Source organism: Vreelandella venusta (assembly GCF_044809155.1).
Lineage (GTDB): Bacteria > Pseudomonadota > Gammaproteobacteria > Pseudomonadales > Halomonadaceae > Vreelandella > Vreelandella venusta_B.
In genome coordinates this window covers 982,806-1,002,513 of sequence record NZ_CP085241.1, presented here as the reverse complement: position 1 = coordinate 1,002,513, position 19,708 = coordinate 982,806, and the positions used below count along the sequence as shown (strand labels likewise).

Below are 19,708 nucleotides of genomic sequence, written 5' to 3'. Positions count from 1 at the left end.
AGCCCTTACCTAAGGGCCCTGGGAGCGTCGCTGCCTGGTCGCGGTCAGCGGCGCTTCCTTACTTAAACTAAGAGGCAATTCCATGTCTGATTTTATCCTGAAAGCCAGCGTTCGTAACGACCTGGGGAAAGGTGCGAGCCGCCGCCTGCGTCGTGCGAACCAACAAGTTCCGGCCGTTGTTTACGGCGGCGAGAAAGGCGCTCAATCAATCTCTGTAGAAAAAACCGCTTTCTACAAGGCGATTGAAGATGAGTCCTTCTTCTCTTCCGTTATCAAACTGGTCATCGACGGAACTGAAGAGCAAGTGGTTGTTCGTGACCTGCAGCGTCACCCGTTCAAGCCGCTGCTAACCCACGCCGACTTCCTGCGTGTTGACGCCACTCACGAAATCACCATGAACGTGCCGCTGCACGTGGTGAACGAAGAGAAATGCGTGGGCATCAAAGACCAAGGCGGTGAACTGCACGTTCTGGCTAACGAAGTGGCGATCAGCTGTTTGCCGAAAGACCTTCCTGACTTCCTGGAAGTGGACATCAGCAACGTTGAGCTGGGCACCACCCTGCACCTGTCTGACCTTACTCTACCGGCTGGCGTCACCTCTGTTGACCTGTCGCACGGTGAAGATCACGACAACGCCGTTCTGAGCATCACCAAAGTGAAAGTACGCGGCGGCGATGACGAAGAAGGCGAAGAAGGTGAAGAAGAGTCCAGCGCTGAGTAAGTGCCGGTAAGCTAGCGCTGCGTTGATGGGGCTCCGCTCGAAGCCCCGTCAGCAGCGTTTAGCTTAAGCTGCCCTGGCAGCTTAAGGATGTTAAAATCAAGCGCTTCGGCGCTTGATTTTTTTTGCAGCTTACCAACTAGCGCAGCTGCGCTGGGCACTATCGCCGACACGAGTCAACATTTCTCCCAGACGTTTTGGAGGTGGGACAATGAGCCAGGTAACGGCCATTATCGGGCTGGGCAATCCCGGTGCAGAGTATGACGCCACGCGCCACAACGCTGGTTTTTGGCTAGTAGACGCTATCGCACGCAGCGCTCATACGGAGCTTCGCCCTGAGAAGAAGTTTTTAGGGCTCTATGCCAAAGCGCGTATTGGCAACCAGGATGTTCACCTTCTCAATCCCACCACCTTTATGAATCGCAGCGGTGCTGCCGTGGCGGCCCTTGCTCAGTTCTTCAAACTGACGCCTGAGAATCTACTGGTCGCCCATGACGAGCTAGACCTCCCGCCAGGACAGGCACGCTATAAGACCGGCGGCGGGCATGGGGGGCACAATGGCCTGCGCGACATTATCAGCGCGTTAGGCAATCAAAATCAGTTTCACCGCGTCCGCATTGGCATTGGACACCCCGGCGAAGCGCGTCAGGTTACTAACTATGTGCTGGGACGCCCAGGCAAAGCGGAGCTGAACGCCATTGAGCACGCTCTGGATGAGTGCCAAGCCACCCTACCCTTTGCATTAACAGGCGAATGGGCCAAAGCCATGAACCGCCTACATAGCGTAAAATAGCAGCACCCTCTTTTTTCAATTTCGGCAAGCGCCCTTTTTAATGGCGCTGCCCTAGCGGCCAGGAAATTATTTATGGGCTTTAACTGCGGCATCGTCGGCCTACCCAACGTAGGTAAATCCACGCTTTTCAATGCGCTGACAAAATCAGGTATTGATGCGGAAAATTTCCCGTTCTGCACCATTGAACCTAACGTGGGTATCGTCCCGATGCCCGACCCGCGTCTGGACGCGCTGGCGGCGATCGTCAAGCCGCAGAAAATACTGCCCACTACGATGGAGTTTGTGGATATCGCCGGCCTCGTCGCGGGCGCATCAAAAGGGGAAGGCTTAGGTAACAAATTCCTGGCTAACATCCGCGAAACACAGGCGATCGCCCACGTGGTGCGCTGCTTTGATAACGATAACGTTATCCATGTTGCCAACCAGGTCGACCCCCGTGCCGACATTGAAACGATCAATATTGAGCTAGCGCTGGCCGACCTAGATACCGTCGAAAAAGCCAGCCAGCGCCTGCAGCGCGCTGTAAAAGGTGGAGATAAAGACGCCACGGCCACCAAAGCCGTGCTCGATAAAATTCAGCCCCACCTCGCCGAAGGCCAGCCGCTGCGTAGCTTCGAGCTCACCGACGATGAAAAGCAGCAAGTGAAGAGCTTTGGCTTCTTGACACTCAAACCCACCATGTACATTGCCAACGTCAATGAAGATGGCTTTGAGGACAACCCTTACCTGGATATCGTCAACGAAATTGCCGCTGAAGAAGGCGCCGTCGTGGTACCGGTATGCAACCAGCTTGAGGCCGAAATAGCCGAGCTGGATGACGAAGAGCGCAGCATGTTCCTAGCTGAAATGGGCATGGAAGAGCCGGGGCTTGATCGCGTGATTCGTGCAGGCTATGCATTGCTGGGCCTACAAACGTATTTCACCGCAGGTGTAAAAGAAGTACGCGCCTGGACAGTAAAACAAGGCGCCAGCGCACCTGAAGCGGCAGGGGTTATTCACACCGACTTCCAGAAAGGCTTTATTCGCGCTGAAGTCATCGCCTATGACGATTACGTCACGCTTGGCGGTGAGCAAGGTGCCAAGGATGCAGGCAAGTGGCGCTTAGAAGGCAAAGAGTACATCGTGAAAGATGGAGATGTTATCCACTTCCGGTTTAATGTGTAACGTGCAGAACCCCTCCTCATAAGGGCAGTGAGCGATTCGCTACGGTAACCGTTAGGCATTTCTAGCGTTTAAGCACTGCCTTCCTGGCAACGCAAAAGCCTGCTAGGGTTATTTCATGCCTCCCTCTCGCTCACTTAGCGGCCGGGATATGATCTCTCTATCCCGCGCCTACCAGTTAACAGTCAGCCTACTGCCGCTGCTCATGCTCTTGGGCTGCGGACCCAGCGAGCCGCCGGTCACACAACGCGAACCGCCCGAGCCGGGCGGGACTCTCAAAGTGGCTACCCGTAACAGCGCCACCACTTATTACGTTGATCGTGACAATACACCGGCTGGGCCGGAGCACGATCTAGTCGAGTCTTTCGCCGCATCACAGCGCTGGCAGGTTGAATGGACGCTATTTGATTCCACTTCCGACGTCCTTAAAGCCATGGGAGAAGGCAACATTCATCTCGCCGCGGCAGGCCTTACCCACCTCCCTTCGCGTGATGAATACTTCCAGCGAGGCCCCACCCATACTGATATTGTTGAGCAATTGGTCTGCCACCGCGACATGCGCCCCCTACCACGTCAAGTAGAGGAAATGGCAGGTGTCGATATCCGGGTCACGGCAGATTCCAGCTACGCAGAAAAGCTACAAAGTTTGGTCAACCAGTATACGGGTATCACTTTCGAAGAAGATCCGCGTACCACTGAGATACTACTGACCGAAGTCGCTGAAAAACGCATCGACTGCACCATGGCTGATTCCAATATTGTTCGGGTAGTGCGGCGCCACTTCCCCCACCTGGAAGTCGCCATGAATCTAACCAGCGGCGATCGGTTAGGTTGGTATCTGCCTCCAGACCATCAGACACTTGCCAATATGGCCAACCAGTGGATGGAAAGCACCGAGGGGCAAGAAAGCATCGAGGAAGTCACACAGCGTTACTATGCCTATATCAGTGAATTCGACTTTGTTGACCTACGCGCACTCAACGAACGCATCGATGAGCGCTTGCCTCACTTTCTTGACTTGTTCCTGGAAGCCGAAGCCGAAACCGGCATGCCCGCAGAACTGCTCGCCTCTCTGGCCTATCAAGAGTCGCACTGGGATCCTCAAGCCGTTTCCCCCACTGGCGTGCGCGGCATCATGATGCTAACCCAGAATACTGCGGAATCCCTTGGCGTCGAGAATCGCTTGAACCCAGCAGCAGCTATCGACGGGGGCGCACGCTATCTCGCCGACCGCCATCAGCGTCTACCTGACTCCCTTCCCGAACCGGACCGCACCTACCTAGCACTGGCGAGCTATAACATTGGCCGTGGCCACGTGCTCGATGCTCGGCAGCTGGCCCGGGAGCTAGGCAAAAACCCAGACTCCTGGGAAGATATGAAAGAGGTACTACCACTCAAGGCTGACAAACGCTATTACCCACAGACCCGTTATGGCTATGCGCGCGGCTATGAACCCGTGCATTTTGTTCAGCGGATCCGCAACTATCAGGACGTGATTAGCGCGGCAATCGTGTGGACACCGCTTGAAGAGGAATAACGCCTTGCGGTTTGGAACAACAAATACTTGACGGGCAGCGAGGGCCCGCGTATCATTCGCCCCCGTTGAATGGCTACGTAGCTCAGCTGGTTAGAGCACATCACTCATAATGATGGGGTCCCCTGTTCAAATCAGGGCGTAGCCACCAATACCGAATTAAGCCAGTAAAAGCCCGCTGACATCGTCAGCGGGCTTTTTCGTTTAACAACAGTTGTTACCTACCAAGCCTTCAGCATAACTGGGGACGATTTAGAAACGCCGTTAATGCCAGGGTAAGATAATCAACATCTTTTGTACCGGCCGTCTCGCGAATGGAGTGCATTGCCCACTGGGGCAATCCAACATCAATAGTAGGCACACCCACTTCGGTGGCGGTAATCGGCCCAATAGTGCTGCCACAGCCCATATCCGCGCGAGTCACAAATGACTGCACTGGCACCTCTGCTTGACGACAAACATCGCGGAACAATGCTCCTGTAACGCTGTTCGTTGCATAGCGCTGGCTAGCATTTACTTTGATCACCGGGCCGCCGTTGATTGCAGGCCCATGACGCTCATCGTGTTTATCTTTGAAGTTAGGGTGTAGCGCGTGAGCGTTGTCGCAAGAAATCATCAATGACGCCTGAATCAGCTGTATAAGCGACTCTTCTGAGCCGCCGCCCACCTGCGCGTTCAAACGCTTCAACACATCGCCCAAAAATGGCCCCTGAGCACCACAAGCGCTCGCACTACCCACTTCTTCGTGATCATTCGCAACCAGTAAAGCACCCTGCTGCGCATCGCAATCGAGCAGCGCCTCCAGGCCCACGAAACACGACAGCAGGTTATCCAGCCTCGCACTGGCCACCAGCTCTTGGCGCAGACCAACCAACGAGGGGGGCTGAACATCGTAAAAACTCAGCTCAAAATCCACCACCTCCACCGCACGCAGCCCGTGCTGCTCCTCTAGCCACTGCGCTAGCAGATCATTCAGCTTGGAAGTATCGCTCTGCATTAGCACCGGCGACATCTGCGTTTGCGGGTTAATAACACGCCCTGCATTCACCTCGCGATCCAAGTGTATCGCCAAGCTTGGAATCATCGCGATCGGGCGGTCAACGTTGAGCAGCACGCTCTCTAGGCGACCATCGGCGTGGCGCACGTGTACCCGCCCTGCCAAGCCCAAATCGCGGTCAAACCAAGGGGCTAACAGCACCCCGCCATACACTTGCACCCCAAGCTGCAACCAGCCAGCGGCATACTGCGTTGCATTAGGTTTTAAATGCAGCCCCGGGCTATCGGTGTGGGCACCCAACATGCGCAGGCTGGTTAGCGCTCCAGCAGGTAGCTGAAAAGCAATAATTGAGGAGTCGTTGCGCGTCACGTAGTAACGCTTTCCTGGCACCAGCTGCCAGTTCGATGACTCCTCCAGGCGCTGAAAGCCCGCTTGCTCCAAACGCTGCGCCATACTGCGAGTCGCGTGCCATGGCGTGGGCGACTGTTGCAGAAAATCACATAGCCGCGTTAAACGTTCTGCGTTGAAAGCTTCGGACATGGAAATCCTCATAACAGTAATGATTGAGTCTCACAGGCTAAATGACCTGTTACAATGCTCCCTTGGCCTACGCAACTCATAGGCTATCTGCGGGTCTAGGGAAGAACGAGTTTACACAAATCCGGGAGAGCTTGACTGATGAGCTTGTTTGCAACGCTTTCACGCTCGGTTGCCCTTGCCATGATGCTGGTTATCACCAGCCCGGCAGCGCTGGCGCAACTCGCGCCGACCGACGAACAACGCCAAGCGGCAGTAGAGATTGCGGACTCGCTCCGCTACGGCCACTATGCCAATATCACCTTCGACGAACAGTGGTCTCAGGAAGCTTTCCAGCGCTATCTTGATATTTTAGATGGTCAGCGTTCATACCTTCTGAACCGCGACATAGAGTCCTATCGCCATCTGGAAAGCAGCATGGCGGAGCTGTTGTTCGATGGCGAATTAGACGATGTCTTTGCGCTTTACAACCGCCTAAGCGACCGTCAAACAGCTCGCCTTGAATGGCTTTTAGCGCGCCTTGATAATGGTCTTTCTTTCGAATTCGACAGCGACGAACGCCTGGAAGTAGATCGAGAAGATGCCCCCTGGGCAACCCGTGAGAGCGAGCTGGATGAACTATGGCGCAAGCGGCTTAAAAACGATGCGCTTACGTTGGCCTTAACGGACCAGGATGATGAGCAAATTGAGGCCAATCTTCGCCAGCGCTACGAGGGACAGCTAACGCGACTTCGTCAAACAGAAGCTGAAGACGTATTCGGCCTGCTTATGGCTGCGGTTTCCAGCACGATCGACCCGCATACGGGTTATCTTTCGCCGCGCCAGGGAGAATCGTTTGACATTCAAATGAGTCTCTCCCTTGAAGGCATTGGTGCACTGCTACAAGCCGATGGCGAGTACGTCAAAGTATCCAGCCTTGTTCCCGGCGGCCCCGCTGACCGCGCAGGCGTGCTTGAACCTGCCGACCGCATTATTGCCGTGGGCCAGGAAAAGGGCGAAATGGTTAACGTGGTGGGCATGCGTCTGGATAATGTTGTCGACCTAATTCGCGGCCCTAAGGGCTCCGTGGTGCGCTTAGACGTTGTACCCGCACAAGCCGTCGATATGACGCGCTCTCAAATTGTTGAAATTACCCGTGACACGGTAAGTCTGGAAGATCAAGCCGCTAACAGTGAAATTGTCGAGGTCACGCGGGATGGCAAACCCCATCGTGTCGGCATTATTAACATCCCCACCTTCTATGTGGATTTTGATGCATGGCAGGCCGGAGAAGAGGAGTATCGCAGCACGACGCGAGACGTTGCCCGCGAAGTGGAAAGCCTCAAGCAGGAGGGTGTGGAAGGCATTGTGCTCGATCTGCGTAACAATGGGGGCGGCGCTCTTCAGGAAGCCAACTCACTCATCGGCCTGTTTATAGATCGTGGCCCAACGGTACAAGTGCGTGATGCCCAGGGGCGCATTCAGCTCTACGGCGACACCGAAGCCGGTACGCTATACGACGGCCCGCTGACCGTATTGGTCAACCGCCTTTCAGCCTCTGCCTCGGAAATTTTTGCTGGTGCTATTCAAGACTACGGCCGAGGCATTGTGGTGGGCACCTCTACCTTTGGCAAAGGCACCGTGCAAACCCTAAATGACTTGAGCCACGGCCAGATCAAGCTAACACGCGCTAAGTTTTACCGTATTTCCGGCGACAGCACTCAAAACCGCGGCGTCGTACCGGACATTACCTTCCCCAGCCTGATCGATCCCGAGCGCATCGGCGAAAGCAGCTTGGATAACGCCCTGGCCTGGGACACCGTGCAAAACGTTCAGTACCGCCGCTACGGCTCTCCCGAAAACGTGCTTGACGCGCTGCTTGCCCGGCATGAAACACGGGCCGACGAGAACCCTAACTTCCGCTACCTCGAGCGCCAATCGACGCTTGCCCGCCAGCTGCGCGAACAGCATACCAGCGTCAGCCTGAATCGCGAACAGCGCCAGCGCGAGCTGGAGGCACGAGAAGCGGAGCAACTCTCCCTTGAGAATCAGCGTCGTCGCGCCTTGGGACTAGCAGAGCTAGAAGAGTGGATGGATGCTAGAGTTGATAACACCGAGCCTGGCATGGCAGATGAGAGCGATAGCGATGACATGCCCGTTGATCGCGCTCATGCACTGGAGGCTGCCGAAATTTTACTTGATTACGCCCACTTGGAAGCTAACCAGCGCATGGCCAAACGCTAAGTAATAGCGTGGCCTAGCCTAAGCACGAAGACGCCAGCCCTAGGGCTGGCGTTTTTGTGTGTGCTTACTGACTCACTACCGTTAGCAGAGAGCGGCACGCCGAGCTGGGCGATCTCCCATGCGCGCCAAACGCTGCGTTAGCGCCGCTAGCTTCACCGCGCTCCCCTGCGCGCCCGATTCGATGATCGACTGCGCCCAGGCAGGCAGCTGCGGCGCTAAACGGTAGTAGACCCACTGCCCTTCCCGCTGATCCATCAGCAGGCCGCACTGGCGTAGCTGCGCCAAATGGCGAGACACCTTCGGCTGAGACTCCTCCAGCGCATAGGTCATCTCGCAAACACAAAGCGACTGCTCTTTGGCAATTAGCAATACCAGCATTAATCGCGTTTCATCACTTAAACATTTAAATACCTGCAACGCTTCCAGGCTAGACACTCTGACCACAACACTCTTCCCAACCGGTGAATAATACCCATAGTTTACGCTAATAACACAGCCAACCATAAGACACAAAAAACCACCCAAGATGCCAAAGGCAACGGGTGTTTGTATCAATAAATAAGCAGAAGTTTAAAAGGGTGCGTGCTTAGAAAGGTGCATCGTATGCTAAATGGCTCCCCGAGCAGGACTCGAACCTGCGACCCAATGATTAACAGTCATTTGCTCTACCAACTGAGCTATCGGGGAACGTTTACCGTGAACGGTAACTACAGCAGAACAGCAAATTGGCTCCTCGAGCAGGACTCGAACCTGCGACCCAATGATTAACAGTCATTTGCTCTACCAACTGAGCTATCGAGGAACAATGTAATTGCTGTTGTGTTTAAAGCGAAGCCATTAGCGTAAACATAAAAAAACTGCCTTAGCGTTTTGGCTCCTCGAGCAGGACTCGAACCTGCGACCCAATGATTAACAGTCATTTGCTCTACCAACTGAGCTATCGAGGAACTGCTCAAACACGGTGCGTAGTATACTGATAGAAACGCCTAGGTCAAGTATCGATTCCTGGCGAACGCTAGCCCCTGGTTTATTGTGCCCGTATAATGCCTCTATTCCACGGCAGCCTTTCGCTGCTCACGAGTTTTCATTCATCCCTCGTCCCCCGACGACCCATAGACGACAGGTACCGATGGCGAAGAAGCTTTTCATCAAAACGCACGGCTGCCAAATGAACGAGTATGACTCCTCCCGTATGGCGGATATGCTCGGCGAATCTCACCAGCTTGAACTGACCGATAATGAAAAAGAAGCAGACGTCATTCTGCTTAACACCTGCTCGATTCGCGAAAAGGCGCAGGATAAGGTCTACCACCAATTGGGACGCTGGAAAAAACTTAAAGACGCCAACCCCGACCTAGTGATTGGCGTGGGTGGCTGCGTGGCGAGCCAAGAAGGTGAAGCGCTGCGTAAGCGCGCCCCCTTTGTGGATATGATCTTCGGCCCGCAAACGCTGCACCGCGTGCCTAAAATGCTCGACGCCCGCAACAACAATCAAATTGCAGCGGTGGATGTCACTTTTCCAGAAATCGAAAAATTCGACCACCTGCCCCAGCCCACCTCTGATGGCGCAACGGCGTTTGTTTCGATCATGGAAGGCTGCTCCAAGTACTGCACCTTCTGTGTCGTGCCCTACACCCGTGGCGAAGAAGTATCGCGCCCATTTGAAGCCGTGATGGATGAAGTCATCCACCTAGCCGACCAGGGTGTGCGCGAAATCAACCTGTTGGGCCAGAACGTGAATGCTTATCGTGGCGATAACGACGATGGCGATGAGATCGACCTTGCCGAGCTGATCGCCTGCGTTGCCGCCGTAGACGGCATTGACCGCATTCGCTTCACCACCTCGCATCCGGTGGAGTTCACCGACAGCTTGGTCGACGCCTTTGCCGACATTCCAGAGCTGGTGAGCCACCTGCATCTGCCGGTACAGTCTGGCTCTGACCGCATTTTAAGCGCTATGAAGCGGGGCCACACTGCCGACGAATACATCGAAAAGATGGAGCGGATTCGCGCTAATCGCCCGGATATTAGCTTCTCTTCTGACTTTATTATCGGCTTCCCTGGCGAAACTGAAGAGGACTTTGAGGCGACGATGGATCTGATCCACCGCATCGGCTTTGACCACTCCTTCAGCTTCGTTTACTCAGCGCGCCCCGGCACACCTGCGTCTGGTCTGCCGGATGAAACACCGGAAAGCGTTAAAAAGCAGCGCCTTGCCATTTTACAAGAGCGCATTCTGCAGCAGGCTGCACAAATTAGCCGCCGAATGGTAGGCACGACCCAGCGAGTGCTGGTCTCCGGTTTCTCACCAAGAGACCCCGGGCAGCTCTCTGGTCGTACCGAAAACAACCGCGTGGTGAACTTCCGCGCGGCCAATCCTACCGAGCTGATTGGCTACTTTGTTGACGTGGAAATCACCGAAGCACTGCCCAATTCACTGCGTGGTGAACTGGTCTCTGCAGAGCGTTATTAATTATTCGCTATCCTAGGTAATTGCCCCGGCACCGCCGGGGCAGTAAGCTGAAGCTCACACACATCAACTAACGGGTTTCTTACTCTTGAGCCAGCCATCACCTCAGGCCAATCGCATTATCACCCTAAGCCTTGAACCCAATGACCCGCAGCGGCTTGCCAGCCTATGCGGCCAACAGGACGAGCACCTAAAACTGATTGAGAGCCGCCTGGACGTGACACTTCGCAACCGGGGCAATATTTTTCAATTAGCCGGTGCTGCCAATCGTATTAAAGCAGCTGCTAACGTGCTGGAGCATCTCTATCGTGAGACAGCGGCTGACGAACTTGACGCCGACACGGTGCACCTGTTCCTTCAAGAGTCCGGCTTAGAAGCACTTGAAGAAGAGCTGGACAGCGAGGGCGGTGGTGATGAAGTGGTGATGCGAACGCCACGCACCATGATTAAACCTCGCGGGTTAAATCAGCAGCGCTACGTACAGAGTATTCGCGAGCACGATATTAACTTCGGCATTGGGCCGGCGGGTACGGGGAAAACCTACTTGGCGGTTGCCGCCGCGGTAGAAGCGCTTAACCAACAGGAAGTACGCCGTATTTTGCTGGTTCGCCCAGCGGTGGAAGCCGGTGAAAAACTAGGCTTTTTGCCGGGCGACCTTGCCCAAAAAATCGACCCTTACCTGCGCCCGCTTTATGATGCGCTGTATGAAATGATTGGTTTCGAACAGGTCGCCAAGTTAATTGAGCGTCAGGTCATCGAGATCGCGCCGCTCGCCTATATGCGCGGACGCACGCTGAACAATTCCTACATCATTTTGGATGAGAGCCAAAACACCACGCCGGAACAGATGAAAATGTTCCTCACGCGGATTGGCTTTGGTTCGACAGCGGTGATTACTGGTGATATCACTCAGGTGGATTTACCGCGCGGGCAGCGTTCCGGCTTGTCTCAAGTGCTGGATGTGTTGAAAGACACCGCCGGAATCGGTGTCACTCACTTTGCGGCCAAAGACGTGGTGCGCCACCCGTTGGTTCAGCGCATCATAGAAGCCTACGATGAGTTTGAGTCCCAGCAGGAAGTGGAAGAGCGTGCCCGCCGCGAGGCCCGGCAGCAGGAGCGCGACGCCCGTATGCAGGCGCTTGAGCGCACCAATGATCGCGCTAGAGATACCTACCGATGAGCGACCTTCTGATTGATCGGCAAGTGGCTATTGACGAGCCACAGCTACCCTCTCTTGAACAGCTCACCCTCTGGGTGGGCTGTGTGTTTTCACGTCACCCAGAGGATGAGCGTTTAGAGCTGACGATTCGCCTGGTGGATAGCGCCGAAAGCCAAACACTTAACCGCGATTACCGAGGTAAGGATAAGCCTACCAACGTGCTCTCCTTCCCGTTTGAAAATCCACCCGGTATGACGCTGCCACTACTGGGCGATCTGATTATTTGTCACGATGTCGTTGCCCAAGAGGCCAGCGAGCAGCAAAAGCCGCTGACGCATCATTATGCCCATATCGTCATCCACGGCACCCTGCATTTAATGGGCTACGATCATATTGACGAGCAAGAGGCGGAGGAGATGGAACAGATCGAGCGCGAACTTCTCGCCTCCCTGGACATTCCTGACCCTTATAATGAGTAGCCACCGTGACGACCTATCCGTCACGTGTTACGTCTAGCACCTGCCCGTAACTGTCTGCCCGCAACTGAGAGATGAGACGCAATGAGCGAAGACCGATCGAGCACTCCTAATCAAAAATCATGGCTCGAGAAACTCTTTGGCGCCCTTTCTGGTGACAATGATGAACCCAGCTCACGCGATGAGCTGATGACGTTTTTACGCCACACCGCAGGAAAACTGAAGCTGGACCAAGACGCCATTATGATTATTGAAGGCGCGCTTGAAATCAGCGACCAACAGGTGCGGGAAATATTAATTCCGCGCTCCCAGGTGTCGGCCATTACCCTTGATCAAACCAGCGATGGTTACCTGCCGCTCATTCAGGAGACCGGCCACTCCCGCTACCCGGTGATTGGTGAAAACCTTGATGATGTTAAAGGTATTCTCCTGGTTAAAGACCTGCTTCCTCTGCTCTCGCAGACCCAAGAGAGCCGCGATGCCTTTAAGCTGGAAGACGTGCTGCGTCCGGCCATGTTTATTCCGGAGTCAAAGCGCTTAAACAGCCTACTCAAGGAGTTTCGCGACACCCACAACCATATGGCGATTGTGGTGGATGAGTATGGCGGCACTGCGGGCATTATCACCATCGAGGACATTCTGGAGCAGATTGTCGGGGATATCGAAGATGAACACGATACCGACGAAGAAGACGATATCCGCACGCTGGATAACGGCCACTTTGCTATTCGCGCCTTAACGCCGATTGAAGACTTCAACGAGCGCTTTGACACCGAGTTTTCCGATGACGAGTTTGATACCGTTGGCGGCTTGGTGATGCAGCAATTTGGGCACCTGCCCGGTCGCGGCGAGCACACCTGCTTTGGTGGCTGGCGCTTTGTCATCCTCAATGCTGACAACCGTCGCATCCGCTTACTTGAGGCATACCCCGACCAAAGCGCCGAGAGTGATAATACCGGCGACGATTAACCGACCACTCAGATAAATTTCGATAGGATATCACCATGGGGTTAACGCCCACGCTCGCGCTTCAGCTACTGGCCGCTCTGGTGGCCGGCGGCTTTACCACGCTTACCGCTTCACCGTTTGAACTATGGTGGCTGGGGCCTATTGCGATTGCGCTTTTATACGCTGGCCTGCATACCCTAACCCCGGCCCAAGCAGCGCTAAAGGGCTGGCTATATGGCGTAGCGCTGTTTGCCAGCGGCACTTCCTGGGTATATGTTTCTATTCATGACTATGGCTATACCGGTATGCCGCTGGCGGTATTCCTTACCGCACTGTTTGTGGCCGTTTTAGCCCTGTTTTTTGCCGGTACCTTTTGGCTCTACCGGCGCTTTTTTGGCTCCCGTTGGGCGCTACTCACCTTCGCAGGTGCCTGGGTATTAGGGGAAGTGCTGCGTACTTATCTGTTTACCGGCTTTCCCTGGCTGCTGGTTGGCTCAAGCTATGTCGACTCCCCTCTAGCTAGCTGGGCACCCGTTGGGGGTGTTTATCTGCTTTCGCTGATGGTAGTGCTTACCGGCACGCTGGGTGCCGAACTCTTGCGCCGCCAGTGGTGGGCTCTGGTGCCTATCGCTGCGATTTGGATAGCCCCGCTGGCGCTACCTACCCTCTGGACAACACCCGCTGAGGAACCGACGAGCGTCGCGCTGCTGCAAGGTAATCTGCCGCAGCTTTTAAAATGGACGCCAGAAGGCCAGCGGGTGGCCGCTAATACGTATAGCGACCTAACCCGCGACGTCGCCGACGACGTAGATCTTATCTTATGGCCAGAAACCGCGCTGCCCATGATGGAACAGCAGGCGCGCCCGGTGCTAGAACGAGTGCAAGCCATTTTGCCCCCCAACGCGGCACTCATGACGGGCATCGTTCAGCTGGATGAACAGAACCGTTACTTCAACAGCGTGATCGGGGTAGGCAATGTAGAAGGCAGTTACCAAAAGGAGCACCTAGTGCCGTTTGGCGAGTACTTGCCGCTGGAAAGCATATTACGGGGCGCTATCGACTTCTTTGACCTCCCCATGTCGAGCTTTACCAAAGGTGCCTCTGAGCAAGCCCCTATGCAGGCCGCGGGTGTCAGCATTGGTAACGCCATCTGCTATGAAATTATCTATCCGCAGCTCGTTGCACGGCGCGCAGCGGATAGCGATGTCATTGTCACGGTCTCTAACGACACCTGGTTTGGCGCCTCCATAGGCCCCCACCAGCACCTTCAAATGGCCCGCCTGCGCGCCCTGGAAAACGGCCGCTATGTCGTTCGCGCCACCAGCAATGGCATTACCGCGATTATTGATCCAAGAGGTGAACTGGTAGACCGCGCTCCCCAGTTTGAAACTACCTACCTCACCGGCGAATTCTACGCTATGGAAGGTCTCACGCCGTTTACGCGAACGGGTAGCTGGCCCGCGTGGCTGCTCGCAGGCTTGCTACTGCTACCTGGGCTATACCGCCGCCGTTAGCGTTAGCCTCTTAACAAGAACCTAAAAGCCCCTGCCACCCAATGGGTGGCAGGGGCTTTTTTAGGGCTATTAACTCAGCTAGCCGTATAAAAATGACAAGAGAATCAATCGGTAGACGCTTCGCCCAGCACCTCAGGAATCGTCATTTTTACATAGCGTCCGGGCGCGGGCTCTATCACGCTTAACTCGCCCTCTCCTGGCTGACGGGCAGGCACCATTTTTTCCGGGTCTGGATCTGCATAGCCGTTCTCCGTTACCCATGCCTGCCAGTGCGGCCACCAGGAACCTTCGTGGAAGCTAGCGCTCTCCTGCCATGCATCATGTGTTTCGGGCAACGCATCGTTGGTCCAGTAGCCGTATTTATTCTTATGGGGCGGATTCACAATGCCTGCGATATGGCCAGAGCCACCCAGCACAAAAGTCACCGGCCCTTTGGGCAGCAGCGCGCCATAATATGTGCTGTTCCACTTGGCAATATGGTCTTCTTTAGTCGATACGAAATAGCAAGGGGCCGATATTTTACGAAGGTCAATCTTCACCTCGTCCAGCTCAATACCACCCGGCTCTACCAAGCGGTTTTCCAGGTACATATGGCGTAGATACCAAGCGTGGGTTCCCGCAGGCAGGTTAGTGCCATCTGTATTCCAATACAGCAGGTCGAACGCTGCAGGTACTTCACCCTTTAGATAATTATTGATATAGAACGACCAGAACAGGTCATTCTCACGCAATAAATTAAAGGTATAGGCCATCGACCGGCCATCTAGATACCCTTTCATTTCCAGCGTGTTTTCAATTCCCTCAACCACGCGCTCGTTAAGGAATACGCCTATATCACCGGGGTCGCGGAAATCTTGCAGCGTCGCCATATAGGTAACGGACTTCACCTTGCGACCCCGCCGCGTGCTGGTTAGATAAGCGACCGTTGAAGCGGTGAGTGTCCCGCCCACACAGTAACTCAATAAGTTAACCGACTTCTCACCACAGGCCTGCTCGATGGCTTCCATCGCGCTGATGGGCCCCATTTGCATGTAATCCGCCCAGGTAATATCGCGCTGCTCTGGGCCAGGATTACGCCAAGAAATCAGGAAGACGGTATGGCCTTGATCTACCATCCACTTTACTAACGAGTTATCTTCCCGCAGATCTAATATGTAATATTTATTGATCCACGGTGGGACTATTAATAGTGGCGTCTTAAAGGTTTTTTCCGTGGTGGGTGTGTATTGAAGCAGCTGAATCAGCTCATTCTCATACACTACAGCACCGGGGGTAACCGCAATATTATCGCCTACACCGAAAGCGCTGCGATCGGTCATGCGAACGTTGATGCCTTCCGCTGAGTTAGCGAGGTCTTCCCGCAGCCGGGTCAGGCCATCGACCAGGTTCTGCCCTTTGGTTTCCAGGGTGCGGCGCATTACTTCTGGATTGGTCGACACGAAGTTGGTGGGCGACATCGCGTTCACTAACTGGCGCGCGTAGAACGCCAGGTTACGCTTATGGACAGGGTCTAACCCCTCCAGGCCGTTAATCAGCTCCTCCACCATCTGCGAAAACAGCAGGTACTGCTGCATGATCGCCATGTAGTAGGGGTCGGTGGTCCAGGCGTCGTCTTTGAATCGGCGGTCGTGTTTTGGCGGTGTCACCAGCGGGGATACCTGCTCACCGGCCATGGCCCGCACGCCCTGCTGCCATAGCAGCCACTGGTCTTGCATCAGCCGCGACTGGGTTTGCCACAATAAGCTAGGGTCGCTCATTAACGACTTTGCGGCGGCTTCAAAGCTTTCGCGCATGTCGCTATGAACGGAGTCTGCGGCTTCGCTGGGTGCCATCCGCGTCAGCAAGTCTTCAAAAAGGCCTCGGTACTGTTCGCCGATATCACTAATCTGCGCTTTCCATGTCTCAATCTCTTCTTGAGACATAGCTTTAGACGGCAATTTCCAACCTGACTGCATACTCGCTCTCCCCCTCACCTACATGTGGCGTGGCCCACAGGCAATATCGTTCAGAAACAACACGGCGCCCTTAAAGGCGCCGCGCATATACTGCTTTATTTAGCTTTTGCGTGAAGACTGGCTAGAGGCTTTCGCAGGCTGCTCACCTTTTGCAGCGGAGGTTGCCTGCTCGCTCATTTTCTGTCCCGCTTCATTGAACAGTTTTTCCATTTCGGATTTAAACTGCATGCTCATTTCGCCCATGACGCGCGCATCTTCCTGCATCTGCTGGGATAGCTCGTTCATCATTTCGGCTTGTTTAGTGCCAAAATCGCGCAGGCTTTCTGCATCATTAATTTCGGTGGCGCTGCGGATGCGCTCAGTTCCCATTTGGCTGTAACGCTTCATGGCTTCTAGCTGATACTGCGTGAGCTTTTCCATGTTGTTAAGCATCAGCGAATTCATTTTACGCATTGGCTCAAACATTTGGCGAGTCTGAGTGTTGAAGGCGTCCATCATTTTATCTTGCATTGTAGTTACTCCTGTCTCTCGTTCCTTGGCATGAGCCCAGAGAGGCTCATCATACGGCGCATTGCTGCACTGCAAAAAGAGTAGCCGCTGGCATGTTGCTTTGCAACACTCTTGCGAGAAAGGGCGCCTTGAAGGTCGCTCCTTTGCTCGCAATGCCCATCCACGTCAATTAGAAATAGCGATATTTTTTAATCGCTTTTCAGCGTTACTCTTATGAGTCTAGCAGGGCTATATCGTATAACCAGATCTACCGTTACAGAAGCAAAGCCAATTTTGACAGTTTAATCCGTTTTCGCTAAACGCTGTCCAGAGACACCAGGGTGATAGAGCGGTTGAACGCTGTTACCGTCCGGGTCTAAACAGTAAAAGCTGCGAGCGCCATCGGGATGGTCGTGAGGGGCGCTGGTGATTTCGACTCCCTGCGCCTTTAGATAATCATGCCAGGCGTCAACGTCTTCAGGGATATCCACCACAAAGCCAAAATGATCCAAACGCTGCGGGACTTCTCCCACAGGAGATTTGGCGCGGCTCAAAGAGAGATTGTCATTACCCAGGGTCAGGTAGACCAAGTCGTCGTGGGCACGGCGCAATACGTCCATACCCAGTAGTTCTACATAAAAGCGCTCACTGGCTTCCAGGTCCTGGGCTTGCAGGGCGATATGACGCATGCCATTGAGGGGAGCTGGACGTTTCATAGATGCTTCCTTTGGTCGTTTATGTGTTTATGTTACTTTATGGAAAATATTTCCATTTTAACCTTTCGTCAAGCCAAGGAGCCTTGAATGTTCTGTATCATTGTCAAGACACAACTCAAACCCCATCAGCGGGAAAACTTTCTAGAGGCGATGCTACCCAATGCTGCCGCGTCAGTACGCGACGAGCCGGGCTGCCATGTTTTTGACGTGCTAGAGGACCAGCAGGATGCCAATCTTTTTTATCTTTATGAGATATACCAGGATGAATCGGCCTTAGCCGACCATAAACAGACGCCTCATTACAAGGCCTGTCGGGAGGTCGTGAATCCCCTAATAGAACATCAGAGCGTAGTACGCGCCGAGGTGCTGGCTATTAATCAAGCGTAACTGAAAGGGGGCGCTGATCGATACGTTCATTGCCCCCTACCTACTCTATTTAACAACGGATGTAGCCACTACTGTTTTAACGTTTACTCTTTCGTCCGTGAGCGAGAGGTGGCGGTGGCTTTTGCCTTGCTGCTTCTCTCGCTCGTGGCAGTTTTGCTGGCGTCTTCTTTACTGCTTGCGTGACCACTGGTGTCGCCGCTGTTTTCACTGCTTGCGGAACCCGCTTGGCGCAGCATATCCAGCATCATTTGCTGATAGGTGCCAAAATTTGCGAGCCCTTGTGAAAGCCCTTGCTGCATCATCGGCTGTTGCATAAAGGGCCGCATGAGGCTCATCGGGTCGTACCCTTCCACACCCGACTCCATCTGCCGCTGGATATTTTCGAGCAGGCTTTGCTGAAAAGCCTCAACATCAGGCAGTCCTAGCGATTGCCGAAACTCATCCGGCGTTAGATCAAACTCAACGTTAATTTTCATAGGCGACTCCTCAACTGTCTCATTTGAGTGTAGCAGTGAACCAGCTAGCTCAATTGAGACGTTATCGCTGATTTAAACGCGGCGTATCAACGCTAACATCGCCGTTTTGGCCCCGATGGCGCAACCAGTGATCCAACAGCGTGATGGCCATCATGGCTTCTGCAATCGGCGTTGCTCGAATGCCCACGCAGGGATCGTGACGCCCTTTGGTGATCACCTCAACCGGCTCGCCATGCACATCAATGGAGCGCCCTGGCGTGGTAATGCTGGACGTCGGCTTCAGTGCCAGCCGTGCGACGATGGGTTGGCCGCTGGAGATACCGCCCAACACGCCACCCGCATGGTTAGAGAGAAAGCCTTCCGGCGTCATCTCGTCACGGTGCTCGCTGCCGCGCTGGGCAATGCAGCCAAAGCCCGCGCCAATCTCGATCCCTTTTACCGCGTTGATGCTCATCAAGCCGTGCGCCAAGTCAGCATCCAAGCGGTCAAAGACCGGCTCGCCTAACCCCACGGGCACGCCATCGGCAATCACGGTAATTTCTGCGCCCACTGAGTCTTGATCCCGGCGCAGCTGATCCATATAGCTTTCAAGCTCGGGGACTTTGTCGGGGTCGGGGCAGAAGAAGGCGTTCTGGTCGACGGCTTCCCAGGCTTTGAAGTCAATCTTGATCGGGCCAAGCTGGCTCATGTAGCCACGAATTTGGATACCCTGTGCCGCCAGCACTTTTTTAGCGATGGCACCGGCGGCCACGCGCATGGCGGTTTCCCGCGCGCTGGAGCGTCCGCCACCTCGGTAGTCCCGGTGGCCGTACTTGTGGTGGTAGGTATAGTCCGCGTGGGCGGGGCGGAACTGGTCTTTGATCTTGGAGTAATCTTTCGAGCGCTGGTCGGTGTTTTCGATCAATAGGCCAATCGAGGTGCCGGTGGTTTTGCCTTCAAACACACCCGAAAGAATACGCACCTGATCCGGCTCTTTGCGCTGAGTGGTGTGGCGCGAGCTGCCGGGGCGTCGACGGTCTAAATCGCCCTGCAAATCTTCTTCGCTGATCGCAATGCCAGGGGGGCACCCATCCACAATGGCCCCCAGGGCGGGGCCGTGGCTTTCGCCAAAGGTGGTAACGGTAAACAGTTTGCCAAACGTATTGCCAGACATGG

Annotated in this window: 18 protein-coding genes and 4 tRNA genes; 12 read left to right on the top strand and 10 right to left on the bottom strand. The window is 54.5% G+C overall.

Annotated features, from left to right (window positions below):
- Positions 1–82: 82 nt before the first annotated feature.
- The 5 genes from LG301_RS04810 to LG301_RS04790 all read left to right on the top strand — a co-directional run bounded on the left by LG301_RS04810 (position 83) and on the right by LG301_RS04790 (position 4,357).
- Positions 83–721, top strand: coding sequence for a 50S ribosomal protein L25/general stress protein Ctc (locus LG301_RS04810; RefSeq protein ID WP_263065462.1), 639 nt, complete (start codon positions 83–85; stop codon positions 719–721).
- A gap of 208 nt (positions 722–929) precedes the next feature.
- Complete coding sequence (gene pth, locus LG301_RS04805; protein ID WP_263065464.1) at positions 930–1,511, top strand: aminoacyl-tRNA hydrolase; 582 nt, start codon at positions 930–932, stop codon at positions 1,509–1,511.
- A gap of 72 nt (positions 1,512–1,583) precedes the next feature.
- Positions 1,584–2,675 (top strand): redox-regulated ATPase YchF, encoded by a 1,092-nt coding sequence (gene ychF, locus LG301_RS04800; RefSeq protein WP_263065465.1) that lies wholly within the window; start codon positions 1,584–1,586, stop codon positions 2,673–2,675.
- Between the two features lie 115 nt (positions 2,676–2,790).
- Positions 2,791–4,209 carry a membrane-bound lytic murein transglycosylase MltF gene (gene mltF / locus LG301_RS04795; protein WP_404473903.1) on the top strand — a complete coding sequence of 473 codons (1,419 nt, stop codon included), beginning with the start codon at positions 2,791–2,793 and terminating at the stop codon, positions 4,207–4,209.
- Between the two features lie 71 nt (positions 4,210–4,280).
- Positions 4,281–4,357 (top strand) — tRNA-Met (locus LG301_RS04790).
- 81 nt (positions 4,358–4,438) lie between these two features.
- Here the strand turns inward: LG301_RS04790 and LG301_RS04785 are convergent.
- The gene (locus LG301_RS04785) at positions 4,439–5,743 is read right to left on the bottom strand and encodes a M18 family aminopeptidase (protein WP_404473901.1); all 1,305 of its coding nucleotides are present in this window, start codon (positions 5,741–5,743) and stop codon (positions 4,439–4,441) included.
- A gap of 138 nt (positions 5,744–5,881) precedes the next feature.
- Between LG301_RS04785 and LG301_RS04780 the strand changes: the two genes are divergently transcribed.
- Entirely contained in the window at positions 5,882–7,963 is a 2,082-nt protein-coding gene (locus LG301_RS04780) for a carboxy terminal-processing peptidase (protein WP_404473899.1), read from the top strand.
- An 81-nt stretch (positions 7,964–8,044) separates the two neighbouring features.
- Here the strand turns inward: LG301_RS04780 and LG301_RS04775 are convergent, their stop codons facing one another.
- The 4 genes from LG301_RS04775 to LG301_RS04760 form a co-directional block, all read right to left on the bottom strand.
- Positions 8,045–8,341, bottom strand: coding sequence for a metalloregulator ArsR/SmtB family transcription factor (locus LG301_RS04775; RefSeq protein ID WP_404475173.1), 297 nt, complete (start codon positions 8,339–8,341; stop codon positions 8,045–8,047).
- A 233-nt stretch (positions 8,342–8,574) separates the two neighbouring features.
- A tRNA-Asn gene (locus LG301_RS04770) sits at positions 8,575–8,650 on the bottom strand.
- A gap of 39 nt (positions 8,651–8,689) precedes the next feature.
- Positions 8,690–8,765, bottom strand: a tRNA-Asn gene (locus tag LG301_RS04765).
- Positions 8,766–8,834: 69 nt separating this feature from the next.
- A tRNA-Asn gene (locus LG301_RS04760) sits at positions 8,835–8,910 on the bottom strand.
- A 182-nt stretch (positions 8,911–9,092) separates the two neighbouring features.
- On the opposite strand from LG301_RS04760, the gene miaB reads away from it, so the two are divergent.
- The 5 genes from miaB to lnt all read left to right on the top strand — a co-directional run bounded on the left by miaB (position 9,093) and on the right by lnt (position 14,530).
- The gene (gene miaB / locus LG301_RS04755; protein ID WP_263065470.1) at positions 9,093–10,436 is read left to right on the top strand and encodes a tRNA (N6-isopentenyl adenosine(37)-C2)-methylthiotransferase MiaB; all 1,344 of its coding nucleotides are present in this window, start codon (positions 9,093–9,095) and stop codon (positions 10,434–10,436) included.
- A gap of 85 nt (positions 10,437–10,521) precedes the next feature.
- The gene (locus LG301_RS04750) at positions 10,522–11,613 is read left to right on the top strand and encodes a PhoH family protein (protein WP_404473897.1); all 1,092 of its coding nucleotides are present in this window, start codon (positions 10,522–10,524) and stop codon (positions 11,611–11,613) included.
- A complete protein-coding gene (ybeY, locus tag LG301_RS04745; protein WP_404473894.1) occupies positions 11,610–12,071 on the top strand; it encodes an rRNA maturation RNase YbeY in 462 nt (153 codons plus the stop codon). The genes LG301_RS04750 and ybeY overlap by 4 nt, the downstream gene beginning before the upstream one ends.
- A gap of 81 nt (positions 12,072–12,152) precedes the next feature.
- The gene (locus tag LG301_RS04740) at positions 12,153–13,037 is read left to right on the top strand and encodes an HlyC/CorC family transporter (protein WP_404473893.1); all 885 of its coding nucleotides are present in this window, start codon (positions 12,153–12,155) and stop codon (positions 13,035–13,037) included.
- A 35-nt stretch (positions 13,038–13,072) separates the two neighbouring features.
- Complete coding sequence (gene lnt, locus LG301_RS04735) at positions 13,073–14,530, top strand: apolipoprotein N-acyltransferase (protein ID WP_404473891.1); 1,458 nt, start codon at positions 13,073–13,075, stop codon at positions 14,528–14,530.
- Positions 14,531–14,634: 104 nt separating this feature from the next.
- Here lnt and phaC read toward each other — a convergent pair whose 3' ends face one another.
- From phaC to LG301_RS04720, 3 genes are all read right to left on the bottom strand, one after another.
- Positions 14,635–16,485 carry a class I poly(R)-hydroxyalkanoic acid synthase gene (gene phaC / locus LG301_RS04730; protein WP_404473889.1) on the bottom strand — a complete coding sequence of 617 codons (1,851 nt, stop codon included), beginning with the start codon at positions 16,483–16,485 and terminating at the stop codon, positions 14,635–14,637.
- A 99-nt stretch (positions 16,486–16,584) separates the two neighbouring features.
- Positions 16,585–16,995: a phasin family protein gene (locus LG301_RS04725; RefSeq protein ID WP_404473887.1), complete on the bottom strand. Its 411-nt coding sequence runs from the start codon at positions 16,993–16,995 to the stop codon at positions 16,585–16,587.
- Positions 16,996–17,276: 281 nt separating this feature from the next.
- Positions 17,277–17,690, bottom strand: coding sequence for a VOC family protein (locus LG301_RS04720; protein ID WP_404473885.1), 414 nt, complete (start codon positions 17,688–17,690; stop codon positions 17,277–17,279).
- An 87-nt stretch (positions 17,691–17,777) separates the two neighbouring features.
- Between LG301_RS04720 and LG301_RS04715 the strand changes: the two genes are divergently transcribed.
- Entirely contained in the window at positions 17,778–18,077 is a 300-nt protein-coding gene (locus tag LG301_RS04715; protein WP_404473883.1) for a putative quinol monooxygenase, read from the top strand.
- Positions 18,078–18,160: 83 nt separating this feature from the next.
- Here LG301_RS04715 and LG301_RS04710 read toward each other — a convergent pair whose 3' ends face one another.
- Positions 18,161–18,553: a hypothetical protein gene (locus tag LG301_RS04710; RefSeq protein WP_404473881.1), complete on the bottom strand. Its 393-nt coding sequence runs from the start codon at positions 18,551–18,553 to the stop codon at positions 18,161–18,163.
- A 61-nt stretch (positions 18,554–18,614) separates the two neighbouring features.
- Positions 18,615–19,706 (bottom strand): chorismate synthase, encoded by a 1,092-nt coding sequence (aroC, locus tag LG301_RS04705; RefSeq protein ID WP_404473879.1) that lies wholly within the window; start codon positions 19,704–19,706, stop codon positions 18,615–18,617.
- Between the last annotated feature and the right edge of the window lie 2 nt (positions 19,707–19,708).